The sequence below is a fragment of the Pantoea sp. WMus005 genome (assembly GCF_013415305.1).
In the GTDB taxonomy this organism is placed as follows: Bacteria; Pseudomonadota; Gammaproteobacteria; order Enterobacterales; family Enterobacteriaceae; genus Pantoea; species Pantoea rara.
In genome coordinates this window covers 202,745-217,251 of record NZ_JACBXU010000001.1, presented here as the reverse complement: position 1 = coordinate 217,251, position 14,507 = coordinate 202,745, and the positions used below count along the sequence as shown (strand labels likewise).

General features: G+C 53.7%; 11 protein-coding genes, 6 tRNA genes and 1 other RNA gene. 12 read left to right on the top strand and 6 right to left on the bottom strand.

Features of this window, described 5'->3' with window-relative positions; translation table 11 throughout:
- Nucleotides 1–46: 46 nt before the first annotated feature.
- Entirely contained in the window at nt 47–1,717 is a 1,671-nt protein-coding gene (locus HZZ01_RS01010; RefSeq protein ID WP_218928081.1) for a sensor histidine kinase, read from the top strand.
- Nucleotides 1,714–2,442: a LytTR family DNA-binding domain-containing protein gene (locus HZZ01_RS01005; protein ID WP_179895128.1), complete on the top strand. Its 729-nt coding sequence runs from the start codon at nt 1,714–1,716 to the stop codon at nt 2,440–2,442. Before HZZ01_RS01010 ends, HZZ01_RS01005 begins: the two co-directional genes overlap by 4 nt.
- Before the next feature lie 168 nt (nt 2,443–2,610).
- On the opposite strand, the gene glk is transcribed toward HZZ01_RS01005, so the two are convergent.
- Both glk and ipdC read right to left on the bottom strand, forming a co-directional pair.
- Nucleotides 2,611–3,576 (bottom strand): glucokinase, encoded by a 966-nt coding sequence (glk, locus tag HZZ01_RS01000; protein ID WP_179895127.1) that lies wholly within the window; start codon nt 3,574–3,576, stop codon nt 2,611–2,613.
- 160 nt (nt 3,577–3,736) lie between these two features.
- Nucleotides 3,737–5,389 (bottom strand): indolepyruvate decarboxylase, encoded by a 1,653-nt coding sequence (ipdC, locus tag HZZ01_RS00995; protein ID WP_179895126.1) that lies wholly within the window; start codon nt 5,387–5,389, stop codon nt 3,737–3,739.
- A gap of 219 nt (nt 5,390–5,608) precedes the next feature.
- On the opposite strand from ipdC, the gene mgrA reads away from it, so the two are divergent.
- Both mgrA and HZZ01_RS00985 read left to right on the top strand, forming a co-directional pair.
- On the top strand, nt 5,609–6,598 hold the full coding sequence (mgrA, locus tag HZZ01_RS00990) for an L-glyceraldehyde 3-phosphate reductase (protein ID WP_179895125.1): 990 nt from the start codon (nt 5,609–5,611) through the stop codon (nt 6,596–6,598).
- Nucleotides 6,599–6,769: 171 nt separating this feature from the next.
- The gene (locus tag HZZ01_RS00985) at nt 6,770–7,189 is read left to right on the top strand and encodes a DUF2502 domain-containing protein (RefSeq protein WP_179895124.1); all 420 of its coding nucleotides are present in this window, start codon (nt 6,770–6,772) and stop codon (nt 7,187–7,189) included.
- Nucleotides 7,190–7,235: 46 nt separating this feature from the next.
- Here HZZ01_RS00985 and HZZ01_RS00980 read toward each other — a convergent pair whose 3' ends face one another.
- Nucleotides 7,236–8,477 (bottom strand): Nramp family divalent metal transporter, encoded by a 1,242-nt coding sequence (locus HZZ01_RS00980; RefSeq protein WP_179895123.1) that lies wholly within the window; start codon nt 8,475–8,477, stop codon nt 7,236–7,238.
- 369 nt (nt 8,478–8,846) lie between these two features.
- Between HZZ01_RS00980 and HZZ01_RS00975 the strand changes: the two genes are divergently transcribed.
- Entirely contained in the window at nt 8,847–10,037 is a 1,191-nt protein-coding gene (locus tag HZZ01_RS00975; RefSeq protein WP_179895122.1) for a NupC/NupG family nucleoside CNT transporter, read from the top strand.
- 301 nt (nt 10,038–10,338) lie between these two features.
- Here the strand turns inward: HZZ01_RS00975 and HZZ01_RS00970 are convergent.
- Together HZZ01_RS00970 and HZZ01_RS00965 are read right to left on the bottom strand one after the other, a co-directional pair.
- Nucleotides 10,339–10,414: transfer RNA gene (locus HZZ01_RS00970), tRNA-Ala, on the bottom strand.
- 44 nt (nt 10,415–10,458) lie between these two features.
- Nucleotides 10,459–10,534: transfer RNA gene (locus HZZ01_RS00965), tRNA-Ala, on the bottom strand.
- Between the two features lie 360 nt (nt 10,535–10,894).
- Between HZZ01_RS00965 and HZZ01_RS00960 the strand changes: the two genes are divergently transcribed.
- Nucleotides 10,895–11,683 carry a formate/nitrite transporter family protein gene (locus tag HZZ01_RS00960; protein WP_179895121.1) on the top strand — a complete coding sequence of 263 codons (789 nt, stop codon included), beginning with the start codon at nt 10,895–10,897 and terminating at the stop codon, nt 11,681–11,683.
- A gap of 111 nt (nt 11,684–11,794) precedes the next feature.
- On the top strand, nt 11,795–12,148 hold the full coding sequence (locus HZZ01_RS00955) for a YfeC-like transcriptional regulator (RefSeq protein ID WP_179895120.1): 354 nt from the start codon (nt 11,795–11,797) through the stop codon (nt 12,146–12,148).
- Between the two features lie 36 nt (nt 12,149–12,184).
- Here the strand turns inward: HZZ01_RS00955 and gltX are convergent, their stop codons facing one another.
- Complete coding sequence (gene gltX / locus HZZ01_RS00950; protein WP_179895119.1) at nt 12,185–13,600, bottom strand: glutamate--tRNA ligase; 1,416 nt, start codon at nt 13,598–13,600, stop codon at nt 12,185–12,187.
- A gap of 271 nt (nt 13,601–13,871) precedes the next feature.
- Between gltX and HZZ01_RS00945 the strand changes: the two genes are divergently transcribed.
- The 5 genes from HZZ01_RS00945 to HZZ01_RS00925 all read left to right on the top strand — a co-directional run bounded on the left by HZZ01_RS00945 (nt 13,872) and on the right by HZZ01_RS00925 (nt 14,432).
- Nucleotides 13,872–13,947, top strand: a tRNA-Val gene (locus HZZ01_RS00945).
- A gap of 41 nt (nt 13,948–13,988) precedes the next feature.
- Nucleotides 13,989–14,064: transfer RNA gene (locus tag HZZ01_RS00940), tRNA-Val, on the top strand.
- A 36-nt stretch (nt 14,065–14,100) separates the two neighbouring features.
- Nucleotides 14,101–14,176, top strand: a tRNA-Val gene (locus HZZ01_RS00935).
- Between the two features lie 4 nt (nt 14,177–14,180).
- Nucleotides 14,181–14,256 (top strand) — tRNA-Lys (locus HZZ01_RS00930).
- 42 nt (nt 14,257–14,298) lie between these two features.
- Nucleotides 14,299–14,432, top strand: a non-coding RNA gene (locus HZZ01_RS00925) — RtT sRNA.
- The last annotated feature ends 75 nt before the right edge of the window (nt 14,433–14,507 follow it).

Sequence of the window (14,507 nt, the reverse complement as noted above, 5' to 3'; positions counted from 1 at the left end):
GGCACTTTCCATTGCCGACGAGTCGCCTGTGTCCTCCCACTTCACGATGTTACTGGCAGTATTTGACCGCGCCGCCCTGATGTTGATCTGCCTGTTCTTCCTGACGCGCACCCGCCCGTTTCGTCAGCTGCTGCAAAAAGATGAACACACACGCGCTGAAAAAGTGGCGGTGACGGCTATCTTTTCCCTGTTTGCGCTGTTCAGTACCTGGTCGGGCGTCAATGTCGACGGCTCGCTGCTGAATGTACGGGTGATCGCTGTCATGGCAGGCGGCATTCTGTTTGGTCCCTGGGTCGGTATCGCTACCGGTATCATTGCGGGTCTGCACCGCTTTATGATCGATATTCACGGCGTGACTTCCGTACCCTGTCTGATTACCAGCATCATTGCCGGTGTCGTTTCGGGCGGCATTAATCGCCGGGTGCTGAAAGAGCATCGCTGGCGCGCCGGTATCGTCGGCGGCATGCTGTGTGAAGCACTGACGATGTTGCTGATTGTCCTGTGGGCGCGCCCGACTTCACTCGGGCTGGCGATTGTGTCAGAGATTGCCCTGCCGATGATCCTCGGCGCGTCCAGCATTGGCATCATTGTGTTGCTGGTACAAAGCGTCGAGGGAGAAAAAGAGGCCATTGCTGCCCGTCAGGCCAAACTGGCGCTGGAAATAGCCAACAAAACCCTGCCACTGTTTCGTCAGGTGAACAGCGACTCGCTTCGCAACATCTGTGACATTATCCGGCGGGAGATCAAAGCCGATGCCGTGGCGATGACAGATAAAAAACAGATTCTGGCCTACGTCGGCTATGGCGAACACAACTATAAGCATGGGGATGATGGCATCAGCCCCACCACGGCCCAGTCGATCACCAGCGGTAAAATTATCATTAAGAACAATGATGAAGCACACCGCACCAAAGATATCCATTCGATGCTCGTCATCCCGCTTTGGGAAAAAGGCAACGTTACCGGCACGCTGAAAATCTACTATCGCCGCGCACATCGTATTACAGGCTCGCTGAAGGAGATGGCGATCGGCCTGTCACAAATCATCTCAACCCAGCTCGAAGTGTCGCGTGCTGAGCAGCTGCGTGAGATGGCCAATAAAGCGGAACTCCGTGCGCTGCAAAGTAAAATAAATCCGCATTTCCTGTTCAACGCGCTGAATGCTATCTCCTCTTCTATCCGGCTCAATCCCGATACTGCCCGCCAGCTGGTGATCAACCTGTCACGCTACCTGCGCTATAACCTTGAACTGAATGACGATGAGCTGATCGACATCCGCAAAGAGCTGTGGCAGGTGAAAGATTACATCGCTATTGAGCAGGCGCGGTTTGGCGATAAGCTGACGATGATTTATGACGTCGATGAAGATCTCCATTTTTTGTTGCCGAGTCTGCTGATCCAGCCTCTGGTAGAGAACGCCATTGTGCATGGCATCCAGCCCTGTAAAGGCAAAGGCGTGGTAACGCTGAGCGTGCGGGATCTGGGCGACCAGGTGCGGATCTCAGTGCGGGATACCGGTCAGGGCATCAGTGACGAAGTGATGGAGCGGGTGGCGCGCAACGAGATGCCGGGTAATAAAATCGGCCTGCTCAATGTGCATCATCGGGTAAAACTCCTGTCGGGACAGGGACTGAACATCGTGCGGCGTCAGCCGGGCACCGAGATTTCCTTTACGCTGAGTAAAAATGGCCAGCGCCTGGCGGAGAATCTGTTATGAAAGCCATTATCGTTGAAGATGAATTTCTGGCGCAGCAGGAGCTGAGCTGGATGATTCAGCATCATAGCAACATCAGGATTGAAGCCTGCTTTGACGATGGTCTGGACGTGCTGAAGTATCTGCAACAGCATCGGGTTGATGTGATTTTCCTCGACATCAACATTCCCTCGCTGGATGGCATGCTGCTGGCACAGAATATTCATCAATTTGCTCATAAACCCCTGATTGTCTTTATTACCGCGTGGAAAGAGCATGCGGTGGAGGCGTTTGAGCTGGAGGCGTTTGACTACATTCTCAAGCCCTATCAGGAGTCGCGGATTATCACCATGCTGAACAAGCTGGAAGCCACTGCGCAGGCACAGCAGGCGGTGAGCCAACTCAGTGCCACGCCTGCGCCGCAGACGGTTAATCTGATTAAAGATGAGCGCATTATCGTCACTGACGTGAATGATATTTACTACGTTGAGGCGCATGAGAAGCTGACGTTTGTGTATACCCGGCGCGAGTCCTATGTGATGTCGATGAATATTACCGAGTTCTGTTCACGTCTGCCGGAACAGCAGTTCTTCCGCTGCCACCGCTCTTACTGCGTCAGCCTCAGCAAGATTCGCGAAATCGAGCCGTGGTTTAACAACACCTATCTGCTAAAGCTGCGCGATCTGGAATTTCAGGTGCCCGTCAGCCGCAGTAAGGTAAAGCAGTTCAGACAGCTGATGCGCCTGTAGCTTCACACGGTTACGGATCGATTCAGGTAAGGGAACGGGTTTAAAAGAAATAGCCGTGGAAACCGCTTGAGACGTGAGGGGTGATTTCCCGATCCTGACCCACAGAACCAGTCAGGTCGGGAAAATCGTTCGCACACACAATGGCCGTACGTGCGAGGTAATACAGAATCAGATTTCGCGACCCAGCGTCTGGCGCAGATGTGCACCCGCGCCCAGCAGGCCCGGCTGATCGTGCGTAATCATATAGACCGGGATGCTGGCAACATAGTCACGGAAGCGGCCTTTATCTTCGAACGCAGCACGGAAGCCCGACGACTTAAAGAACTCCAGGAAGCGTGGCACGATGCCACCCGCAATATAGACACCACCAAAGGTGCCCAGATTCAGCGCCAGATTGCCGCCAAAACGGCCCATGATGACGCAGAACATCGCCAGCGCACGACGGCAGTCAGTGCAGCTGTCATCCAGTGCACGCTGGCTGACATCTTTCGGCTTCAGATTCTCCGGCACGCGATTATCGACTTTCACAATGGCACGATAGAGGTTAACCAGACCCGCTCCTGACAGCACACGTTCGGCTGAAACATGGCCCAGCTCTTCGCGCAGTACTTCCAGTATCTGATCTTCTTCTTCGCTGTTAGCCGCGAAATCGACATGACCGCCCTCGCCCGGCAGGCTGACCCAGCGCTTGTCCACATGCACCAGATGGCTGACGCCTAAGCCAGTACCGGCCCCATAAATGGCGATGGGTTTATCTTTGACCGGCTCTGAGCCGCCAAACTGAATCACGTTTTCGGCAGTCAGCATCGGGATCGCCATGGATACCGCGGTGAAGTCGTTAATGATTTCCAGGTGTTCAAAACCGATGTTCTCTTTGAGCTGGCGTGTTGAAAAAGCCCAGTCATGGTTGGTCATTTCAACCCAGTCATCGGTAATCGGGCAGGCGATAGCAATACAGCCATCTTTAACGTCCTGCTGTTGTTCATCAAGATAGTGGCGGATGACGGCTTCGAGGCTGTCGTAATCTGATGTTGAGAATGTTTTGGCCTGGGTGATGCTGCCGCTTTCCACCTCACACAGGGCGAGGCGCGCGTTAGTACCGCCGACATCGCCGACCAAGGCATAGGTTGTCATTCTTCTGTTGCTCCGCTTGGGGTCTTAAGAGTTGGTGGACACTATAAATTTCTGCCCATAAAACAACAACGCTCACCGGTGCGATTGGTGAGCGTCTTACTCAGTTGTGCTACAGCCTAACCGTGTTAGTCCACCCTGCACAGCGGCAACTATCTGAATCTTAGCCGCCGTTGCGCTGATTCAGGCAGGCGGTGACTTTTCGTAGCAGTGGCGGCAAATCATCTTTTGGCATAACCACCTCAACCAGCGACAGCCATTGAGGCGCTGAAAGTCGCGCCATTACCTCGTCTAACTGCACGGTTTCACTGATACGCCAGCTCTGCGCCTGGCCCTGAAGGCTAAGAGCGTGCGGTAAAGCCGTCCAGTTCCACGGGGCAATATCATTGTAACGTTGTGTTGCGCCATGAATGGCCCGTTCGACGGTATAGCCTTCATTATTCAGCAAAAAGATTATCAGCCGCTGCCGATCGCGCAGCATTGAACCCAGTTCCTGAATGGTCAGTTGCGCCGAGCCGTCTCCGACGATCAGGATAACCCGGCGCTCAGGGTCGGCAGTCTGCGCGCCAAATGCTGCCGGAAGAGTATAGCCGATTGATCCCCATAATGGCTGCACCACCAGCTGTGCCTGCGAGGGCAGTCGCAACGCGGCGGCACCAAAAGCCGCCGTCCCCTGTTCGGCCAGAATCAGATCGCCAGGTTGCAGGAATGTCTGCATCGCCTGCCAGAAGGCGTTCTGGCTGATTACCGCCGTGGGTTCTGCTGGCGGCGCGGCCGGAATCGCGGCGGCAGGCCGCCACTGATGGCCATAGCGTTCAAACAGCGGCTGCAGTTCACTGAGCGCATCCGCCATCGACAACGGAGCAAAGTTTTCACCGCCTGCGCTGGCACTGAAGGGCTGCAGATCAATCAGTTGTTCTGGCTTAAACTGCTGCGTGAAACCTGCGGTAATCGTGTCGGTGAAACGCACTCCGACGCAGATTGCCACATCCACCTGCTCAATCTGTTCACATACCCGCCCTGCGCTGGCCTCACCGGCATAGGTACCAACATAGCCCGGTTGCTGCTCATCCAGTACCCCTTTGCCCATCAACAGACTGGCGCAGGGAATGGCGCTCTGTTCGCGCAGCGCGGCAAGCGCAGGCTGCTGCTGCCAGCGTAACGCCAGAAAATCTGCCAGCAATGAAACGCGCTGTGCGGGTGCCAGTAAGCGTTCTGCCGCGGCCCTGAAAGCGCGGCGCGCCTCAGCCGAAGAGGGCTGATTACTGTTCAGAGGCTGCGCAGGTGGCTGCACTTCTATAGTCGCCACGTCGACGGCCAGCGAGAGATAACCGGGACGACGGGCCTGCAGCGCACTCCTGATCACCCGATCAATCTCAGCCGTGGCATTGTCGGCAGTAAGCTGTGCGGTTGCGGCACTGACTTCTGCGGCCATGCGAATAAAATGCTGGAAATCGCCATCGCCCAGCGAGTGATGCACGCAGTCACCCTGCAACTGCGCCTGCGACGCGGGTGCGCCGATGATGTGAATCACCGGCAGATATTCGGCATAACTGCCCGCAGTGCCATTAATCGCGCTGAGCTCGCCAACGCCGAAGGTGGTTAATAAGGCCCCCGCACCGTTACAGCGCGCATAACCGTCCGCCGCATAAGCTGCATTGAGTTCATTAGCGCAGCCAACCCAGGCGATTTCCGGATGGTCGATGACCCGATCAAGAAACTGCAGGTTATAGTCGCCCGGCACGCCAAACAGATGCTTTACACCCATCTCCTGCAGACGGGTCAGCAGGTAATCTCCGACAGTAAACGTGGACATTGCGCATTCCTTTCAGGGAAGAGTCGGGTTAAGTATCTGACAGCGGATGAAATTAGCGAGGAAAGCGGCAATTTATGCCAGCCGCAATACCTGGAAAGTCGACGTTACGCTGGCGGATTATTCTGTAAAAACGCGAACTGCTGTGCGCTGTCACTGAGTGTAACCGTATACACTGATAGACTTTTGGCACATATCCCCGTTTTTACTCAGGAGCGCTGAATGTCCTCTTTTCCCAATCCCGATCGCTATCAACAGATGGAATATCGTCGCAGCGGCCGCAGCGGCATCAAACTACCCGCCATTTCGCTGGGACTTTGGCACAACTTTGGCGATAGCACCCGGGTTGATAACAGCCGTGAGCTGCTGCGTCATGCATTTGACCTCGGCATCACCCATTTCGACTTAGCGAATAACTACGGACCGCCTCCTGGTTCAGCGGAAGAGAATTTCGGTCGTATTCTGCGTGAAGATTTTCGGGCCTATCGTGATGAGCTGATTATCTCCACCAAAGCAGGCTATACCATGTGGCAGGGGCCTTATGGGGATTGGGGTTCGCGTAAGTATCTGGTCGCCAGCCTGGATCAGAGCCTGAAGCGTATGGGACTGGAGTATGTGGATATTTTCTATCATCACCGTCCCGATCCTGAGACACCGCTGGAAGAGACGATGCGCGCGCTGGATCATGTCGTGCGCCAGGGTAAAGCGCTTTATGTGGCCCTTTCTAACTATCCGGCCGACCTTGCTGCCCAGGCGATCGCTATCCTGCGCGATCTCGGTACACCGTGCCTGATTCACCAGCCACGCTATTCGATGTTTGAACGCACGCCGGAACAGGGATTGATTCAGACGCTGGGCGATGCAGGCGTCGGCTGTATCGCTTTCTCTCCGCTGGCAGGCGGCGTACTTACCGATCGCTATCTGCAGGGCATCCCGGAAGATTCGCGTGCAGCCAGCGGCAGCAAGTTCCTCAGTGAAAGTCAGCTGACCGAAGAGAAGATGGAGAAGGTTCGCAGGCTGAATATTATTGCACAGCAGCGCGAACAGAAGCTGGCGCAAATGGCGCTGGCGTGGGTGTTGCGCGATGATCGCGTCACCTCGGTGTTGATTGGTGCCAGTAAAACGGCCCAGATTGATGACGCAGTGGCAATGCTTGCCCATCGTCAGTTCAGCGAAACCGAATTAGCGGCCATTGACGCGGCTTTGATGTAAGGGTTCAATGCCCGGCGCAGGTCGGGCGTTTTTTTCGCCAGAATAGTCTCAATCCCCTTTCTCTCCCCAATTTCCTCACAATCTTCCGACACAATGATGCGGTAACAACAGTAATACGCAGGCATAATCACTGCGCCGCAACAGCATCTGTCTGTTGATGAGGAGAATATAATGAAAAGAGCTCTAATTTTTGCTGCCCTGCTGGCTCTGTTTTCGCCGCTGGCATATCACACAGCTGAGGCCTCCAGTGCCTCTATTTCTCTGGCCCCTGGCGTCACCCTGAATCTGGGCGATCGCGATAATCGTGGATATTACTGGGATGGCGGTCGCTGGCGTGAACCGCGCTGGTGGAATGATCGCTATTCATACAATGAACGCCGTTGGTGGCGACATGAAGAGTGGCGTCGTCAGCAGCAGTGGGAGCGTGAACGCCGCTGGCAGGAGCGCAACCGCGAGCGCCGCTGGGATCATCAGTATCGCCGCGATCGTGACTGGGATCATCATGACCGCCGTGGTCCGGGTCCTGGCCCGCGTGGTTTTGGGCCTCACGGACCCGGTGGACCCGGTCCTCATGGCCACGATCGTCACTAATAAAAAACGCCCGGCTGTGCCGGGCGTTTTTTATTTTCAGGAACCCTTACAACCCCAGCGCTTCACCCACCAGCAGATAAAGATTCAACGCAATCACCACCAGCACGATCAGTCGCCCGGTGTTCTGCATCAGGCGTGAGTTAACCATATCATCGCCCATCAGCTCGCGGTTGCCGGTAAAGGAGAGCAATGGAATCAGCGCCAGCGCGATACCGAAGCTCAGCAGCACCTGACTCATCACCAGCACCTTTGTTGGGTCCCAGCCTGCCCAGATAACCACAAAGGAGGGCAGCATGGTGACAGTACGACGCACCCAGAGCGGAATATGGAAACGGATAAAGCCCTGCATCACCACCTGCCCCGCCAGCGTACCGACCACCGTTGAGGATAATCCAGCAGCCACCAGGCTCAGACCAAACACCGTCGCCGCAGCCTGACCTAACAGGGGTTGCAGCGTCAGATAGGCCTGATCGAGCTCAGCAATTTTACTGTGGCCGCTGAAGTGAAAGGCGGCTGCCGCGGTCGCCATCATCGCCAGGTTAACGAATCCGGCGATGGTCATCGCGATCGCGACGTCCAGTTTGGTTGAGGAGTAACGCTGACTTTTGCTGTCCTCACTTTTGCCCTGCGTCAACGCAGAGTGCAGATAAATCACGTGCGGCATAATGGTTGCCCCCAGCACACCGGCTGCCAAAAACACGGCATCCGACGTCGGTAACGCGGGCAATGCCATGCCGACGACCAATTCTTTAACATTGGGCTGGGAAAAGAAGAGTTCGACAATATAGGCCGCAGCGACAAATAGCAGTAGTCCGCCAATCACGCGCTCCAGCGGCTTTTGTCCGCGGCTCTGTAACATCAGTATCAGGAACGTGGCGATACCGGTCAGCACCGCGCCCTGCATCAGTGAAATGCCGAGCAGCAGTTTGAACCCCAGTGCGGCACCGATAAACTCCGCCAGGTCGGTGGCCATCGCGATAATTTCCGCCTGCACCCAATAAAACCAGACGGCGGGCCGGGGGAAACGATCGCGGATGTGTTCGGCGAGGTTTTTGCCGGTGGCGATACCCAGCTTGGCGGACATCAGCTGAATCAGCATGGCCATGATATTGGCCCATACCACCACCCACAGCAATTTGTAGCCGTAAGCCGCGCCAGCCTGAATGTTGGTCGCAAAGTTACCCGGATCGATATAGCCGATAGCGGCGATAAAGGCGGGGCCCAGCAGCGCGAGTTTGACTTTTCTGACTCCGCGAGCAGCGCGCTCGGCGGTACGACTTTCAAACATATCCGGTACCCTGTCTGAACATTTGCCTGCCCCGGGAGCTTAGGGGTTAGCATGTGCAAGTGAAATTCGTTTATTGTTATCGGTGTAATAGATGCTGCTATAAAGTATAGCCATTGCTATACATTACAGTAAAGGAAGTGATTGCTAAAAATGTGAGCAACAGTGTCACTTTACGCTCAGTGTAAAATTCAGACAATAATTATGTGGTTATCTGAAGTGAAGAATTTGTAAACAGGACGTGATCTCTGGAACTTTTCTGGAAAATATAGCGATAGCGAATACTTATATTGTGGTTCAGATCTCGTTTTTAAGTAACGCGTTACATAGAATACGCAACAAAATACAACCCTCCTCAAATTTGGAGCAACCATGTCCCATATTTTGCAATTTCTTTTAGCACTGGTGGTGGTCGGGATACTCTCCTTACTGGTCAGTCACGATCGTAAAAGCATTCGCATTCGCTACGTTATACAGCTACTGGTGATTGAAATTGTGCTCGCCTGGTTCTTCCTGAACTCTGAAGCTGGACTGGGTTTCGTCAAAGGATTCGCAGGGTTCTTTGACCATTTGCTGAAGTATGCGGCCCAGGGAACCAACTTTGTCTTTGGCAACATGAGCGATAAAGGCCTGGCCTTCTTCTTCCTTAACGTGTTGTGCCCAATCGTCTTTATCTCTGCACTGATCGGTATTCTGCAGCATTTCCGTATCCTGCCATGGGTTATCCGCGGTATCGGTACTGTTCTGTCGAAAGTGAATGGTATGGGAAAACTGGAATCTTTCAACGCGGTGAGTTCTCTGATTCTGGGACAGTCAGAAAACTTCATCGCCTATAAAGATATCCTGGGCAAAATGTCACAGCGTCGCATGTACACCATGGCTGCCACGGCGATGTCGACCGTTTCGATGTCTATCGTCGGTGCCTATATGACCATGCTGCAGCCAAAGTATGTGGTTGCTGCGCTGGTACTCAACATGTTCAGCACCTTTATTGTACTGTCGCTGATCAACCCTTACCGCGTTGAGAACGAAGAGGATCTGCAGTTACAGGATCTGCATAAAGGTCAGAGCTTCTTTGAAATGCTGGGCGAATATATCCTGGCCGGTTTCCGCGTCGCGATCATTGTTGCTGCCATGCTGATTGGTTTTATCGCGCTTATTTCAGGTCTGAATGCACTGTTTGATCTGATCTTCGGCATCAGCTTCCAGGGCGTTCTCGGCTTTGTCTTCTATCCGTTTGCCTGGGTGATGGGTGTGCCCGCTGGTGAAGCGTTGCAGGTCGGCAGTATCATGGCGACCAAGCTGGTTTCGAATGAGTTTGTGGCCATGATGGATCTGCAGAAAATTGCAGGGCAGTTGTCGCCACATTCAGAAGGTATTCTGTCCGTGTTCCTGGTGTCGTTCGCTAACTTCTCCTCAATCGGCATCGTAGCCGGTGCAATTAAAGGCCTGAACGAAGAACAGGGCAACGTCGTTTCCCGCTTTGGCCTTAAGCTGCTGTACGGCTCTACACTGGTCAGCGTGCTCTCCGCCGCTATTGCCGGTCTGGTTCTGGCGTTCTGAATATCGTTCTGAACCTCAAAGGGCGAGCATGGCTCGCCCTTCTCATTTTGCGCCATCCCTGCTCTGCTTCCCGCTGATTCGCCCTCTCCGCTTCGCCACTTCCATGACGAACCATTCTGCATTCAATCCACGCCTAAAAGGCAGCATAGCCTCTGGTCAGGGACGCTGGAGGCATCACAGAAGATCGATTACGGTAAATAAGGCATTAGGCGGGAATGGCAAAGCCATAGCACTAAGATTCGCAGAAAGAGGCGAATGCATGATCAATCGGAAAGAATTTTGACAACGACGTGTCAGAAAATGGTGGAGATAAGCGGGATCGAACCGCTGACCTCTTGCATGCCATGCAAGCGCTCTCCCAGCTGAGCTATACCCCCACATCTGGAATTGTTTTTCAGTGCCAAACGTCTGGGAAGAAGTTTGGTGGAGCTAAGCGGGATCGAACCGCTGACCTCCTGCATGCCATGCAGGCGCTCTCCCAGCTGAGCTATAGCCCCGAACCGAAAAACTGTCGCGTTAAGCGACGGACGGCATAATATGAAACCGCCTCCGGGGTGTCAACGGCAAAATGACATTCTCTGTTTGATCGCTGAAAAAGGCGGCAACCTGCGCAGTTTCAGCAGCATGCTGCAGGTAAAAACGGTGTCTGGTCAGGCAGGACCGTTTTTTTACTGTTATAGAGACTGCCATCAGGTTAAAGCACGGTTAAATATGTTATAGGAATTTTCTTGTCTTCGCCTTTTTCGCATGCAAAACTTAGCCCGCTAATTTAGTGGCCGCCAGGACCCTCTCCCGCGCGCCACGCGTCCACCAGGCGTAATCGTCCCCATTAATCATAAAAAAACTATTGAGATACTATGTCGCTGCATACACCTAAAGAAATCGCACAACTGGCGATCCAGTCAGGCGTGGCTAAAAGCCGTTCGCCTGTGAGCATCCTCTTGATTCTCGGCTTTATGGCGGGCGCATTTATTGCGACCGGCTTCCTGCTGGATCTTCATGTTATTAACTCCCTGCCCGCTGAATGGGGCTCTTTTAGTGGCCTGTTAGGTGCCGCCGTCTTCCCGGTGGGTATCATCATGACCGTGCTGGCGGGTGGCGAGTTACTGACCGGCAATATGATGACGTTACCCGTGGCCTGGTTCGCCCGTCGCATCAGTTTTATGAGCGTAGCGCGTAACTGGTTTTGGGTGACCCTGGCAAACTTCGTGGGCAGCGTAGCTGTCGCGTGGTTCTTCGGTCACATGCTGGGTATGACCGAAGGCGATTACCTGAAAAAGACCGTGGCTATCGCCTCTGCAAAAGTCCATGCCGATTTCCTGCACGCCTTTATTTCCGGCGTTGGCTGTAACTGGCTGGTTTGTCTGGCGGTCTGGCTGGCATTTGCCAGTAAAGATATGGTCGGTAAGATCTTCGGTATGTGGTTCCCGGTGATGGCGTTTGTTGCTATCGGCTTCCAGCACGTCGTCGCCAACATGTTTATTATCCCGGCCGCCATTTTTGCCGGTCAGATGAGCTGGGCAGAATACTTCCCTAACTTCGTTGCCGTCTTCTTAGGTAATGCCGTCGGTGGTGCCGTCTTCGTAGGTCTGGCCTATTTCCTTGCATACCGTCCTGCCGCTGAACCCGCCAGCAATCCGCAGTAATCCTGTTTTGCCTTTTGTCATCAGACAAAAGGCAATTTCAGCCTCAGTTACTTTTCACCGTTACGTTTTCCTGTAAGATGTACCGCTAATGTATTTAACAGGGATAGCATCGTGAAAAAGGAATGGCTTACCCCCGAAGAACTGGCTGCAGAAACGGGTTACAGTCGGCAAACGGTGAATAAATGGATCAAGCGGGAGAACTGGACAACCACGCCAAAGCCCGGTGTACAGGGCGGTAAGGCACGTCTGATTCATATTGATGAGCGCGTAAAAAGCTTTATTCAGTCGACCCGCAATCTCAACGAACCCGCTGCAACTTATGGTGCAGTAGCGAATTCGTTACCTGCGTTATTGATAAGTTCCATCCAGCAAATGAGTCAGGCTGAACAGGATCAGTTCACTGCATTAATTTTACGCGAAGGGATTAAAGGCGTGCTGGAGCGGCTGGGAATCGGTGAGGCGTAAAGAAACCGGAAGCGTGACGCTTCCGGTTGGAGTTTATTAAGCCTGTGCTTCACGCTCACTGATGAAGGCCAGAGCCTGCTCAATACGCGCAACGCTGCGGCTGCGGCCGATCGCTTCTACGGTGACATCCAGACCCGGAGACTGACCGGCACCGGTCACGGCCACACGCAATGGCATGCCCACTTTGCCCATTCCGACTTCCAGCTCATCTGCGGCGCTCTGAATAGCCTGATGTACGTTTTCAGCAGTCCACTCAGCGATCGCGGCCAGCTTATCGCGCACCACTTCCAGCGGCTGACGCGCCACAGGACGAAGATGTTTCTTCGCCGCGTCTGCATCAAACTCAGCAAAGTCTTCATAGAAGTAGCGGCAGGATGCAGCCATCTCTTTCAACGTTTTGCAGCGCTCGCCCAGCAGCCCGACCAGCTTCGCCAGTTCAGGCCCGGTGCGGGTATCAATTTTCTGCTCTTCAATATGCCACTGCAGATGTGTCGCCACATATTCTGGCGGCAGCGTATTGATATAGTGATGGTTCAGCCACTGCAATTTCTCAGTATTGAACGCACTGGCAGATTTACTGACAGCATCCAGCGTAAACAGCTCAGCCATTTCAGCGACGCTGAAAATTTCCTGATCACCATGTGACCAGCCCAGACGAACCAGGTAGTTAAGCAGCGCTTCAGGCAGGTAGCCATCATCCCGATACTGCATTACGCCTACCGCGCCATGACGCTTGGAGAGCTTTTTGCCATCATCACCCAGAATCATTGAGACGTGGGCATAGACCGGCACCTCCGCGCCAATCGCTTTGAGGATGTTGATCTGACGAGGCGTGTTGTTGATATGGTCTTCACCGCGAATAACGTGGGTGATGCCCATATCCCAGTCATCTACGACGACGCAGAAGTTGTAAGTTGGCGACCCATCCGTGCGGCGGATGATCAGATCATCCAGTTCCTGGTTGCTGAACTCGATCGGGCCACGGATCTGGTCGTCAAAAATGACCGAACCTTCCTGCGGATTACGGAAACGCACGACACACGGCTCATCATCAGCATGATGTTCATGGCTGTCACGGCAGCGGCCGTCATAACGTGGCTTTTCGTTGTTCGCCATCTGCTCTTCACGCAGGGCTTCCAGACGTTCTTTAGAGCAGTAGCATTTATAGGCAGTGCCCGCTTCCAGCATGTCATCAATGACCGCGTTATAGCGATCAAAACGTTTAGTCTGGTAATAAGGGCCTTCGTTCCAGTCGAGGCTGAGCCAGTTCATGCCATCCATGATGGCTTCGATAGCTTCCGGTGTGGAGCGCTCCAGATCGGTATCTTCAATGCGCAGCACGAACTCGCCCTGGTTGTGACGGGCAAAGAGCCAGGAGTAAAGTGCAGTACGGGCGCCACCGACATGTAAATAGCCGGTCGGGCTGGGCGCGAAGCGTGTTTTGATTTTCATTGAGTATTGCCTTAGATGCGCGGGTTCTCTGTCTGGATGACAAAAAACAGGTTAGTCGCGAAAAACAGTGGGCACATTCTAGCATCTGATGGTGAATCCTCAATGCATGCCCGGCGGTTGCCGTCCGGGAAAAGCGGCTTTTCTGCCAGTAAAACCAGCGTATTGGCTAAAAGCGCGACAGGATGTTTAAAAATAAACCGAACGCACATTTATGTTTTAAAAAGCGTTGACTCAAAATCAACTATCCCTATAATGCGACTCCACACAGCGGGGGTGATTAGCTCAGTTGGTAGAGCATCTCCCTTACAAGGAGGGGGTCGGCGGTTCGAACCCGTCATCACCCACCACTCTTAACAGCGTGGCCCGCAGTGAACAGGTATGAAGATATGGGTGATTAGCTCAGTTGGTAGAGCATCTCCCTTACAAGGAGGGGGTCGGCGGTTCGAACCCGTCATCACCCACCATATCCAGCCTGTTAAAGTAGTACTGAAGTACGAAGTGGGTGATTAGCTCAGTTGGTAGAGCATCTCCCTTACAAGGAGGGGGTCGGCGGTTCGAACCCGTCATCACCCACCACTTCGGGTCGTTAGCTCAGTTGGTAGAGCAGTTGACTTTTAATCAATTGGTCGCAGGTTCGAATCCTGCACGACCCACCAATTCAGAAAAAAGCGCCTTTTGGGCGCTTTTTTTGTTTCCGGAGCACGGACTTACCGTGCAGGGTGAGAACCTGCTGCAGGTTCGACTGAATCGTCCGGCGATTCAGGCTGATGCGATAGCATCACCCGCAGGGCGAGGCCCACGACGGGCCGAGGCTATCCTGCACGACCCACCAATTCAGAAAAAAGCGCCTTTTGGGCGCTTTTTTTGTTTCTGCTGCGCAGATTTAACGTCTCAGTCTTTTCGCAAC

What these genes read in the sequence shown, in the direction of transcription:
- ipdC (WP_179895126.1), bottom strand. Translation starts at nt 5,389, where the DNA reads ATGTCCACGTTTACTGTCGGAGATTACCTGCTGACCCGTCTGCAGGAG.
- HZZ01_RS00960 (WP_179895121.1), top strand. Translation starts at nt 10,895, where the DNA reads ATGTCGCTGCATACACCTAAAGAAATCGCACAACTGGCGATCCAGTCA.
- HZZ01_RS00985 (WP_179895124.1), top strand. Translation starts at nt 6,770, where the DNA reads ATGAAAAGAGCTCTAATTTTTGCTGCCCTGCTGGCTCTGTTTTCGCCG.
- glk (WP_179895127.1), bottom strand. Translation starts at nt 3,576, where the DNA reads ATGACAACCTATGCCTTGGTCGGCGATGTCGGCGGTACTAACGCGCGC.
- gltX (WP_179895119.1), bottom strand. Translation starts at nt 13,600, where the DNA reads ATGAAAATCAAAACACGCTTCGCGCCCAGCCCGACCGGCTATTTACAT.
- HZZ01_RS00975 (WP_179895122.1), top strand. Translation starts at nt 8,847, where the DNA reads ATGTCCCATATTTTGCAATTTCTTTTAGCACTGGTGGTGGTCGGGATA.
- mgrA (WP_179895125.1), top strand. Translation starts at nt 5,609, where the DNA reads ATGTCCTCTTTTCCCAATCCCGATCGCTATCAACAGATGGAATATCGT.
- HZZ01_RS01005 (WP_179895128.1), top strand. Translation starts at nt 1,714, where the DNA reads ATGAAAGCCATTATCGTTGAAGATGAATTTCTGGCGCAGCAGGAGCTG.
- HZZ01_RS00980 (WP_179895123.1), bottom strand. Translation starts at nt 8,477, where the DNA reads ATGTTTGAAAGTCGTACCGCCGAGCGCGCTGCTCGCGGAGTCAGAAAA.
- HZZ01_RS01010 (WP_218928081.1), top strand. Translation starts at nt 47, where the DNA reads ATGTTACTGGCAGTATTTGACCGCGCCGCCCTGATGTTGATCTGCCTG.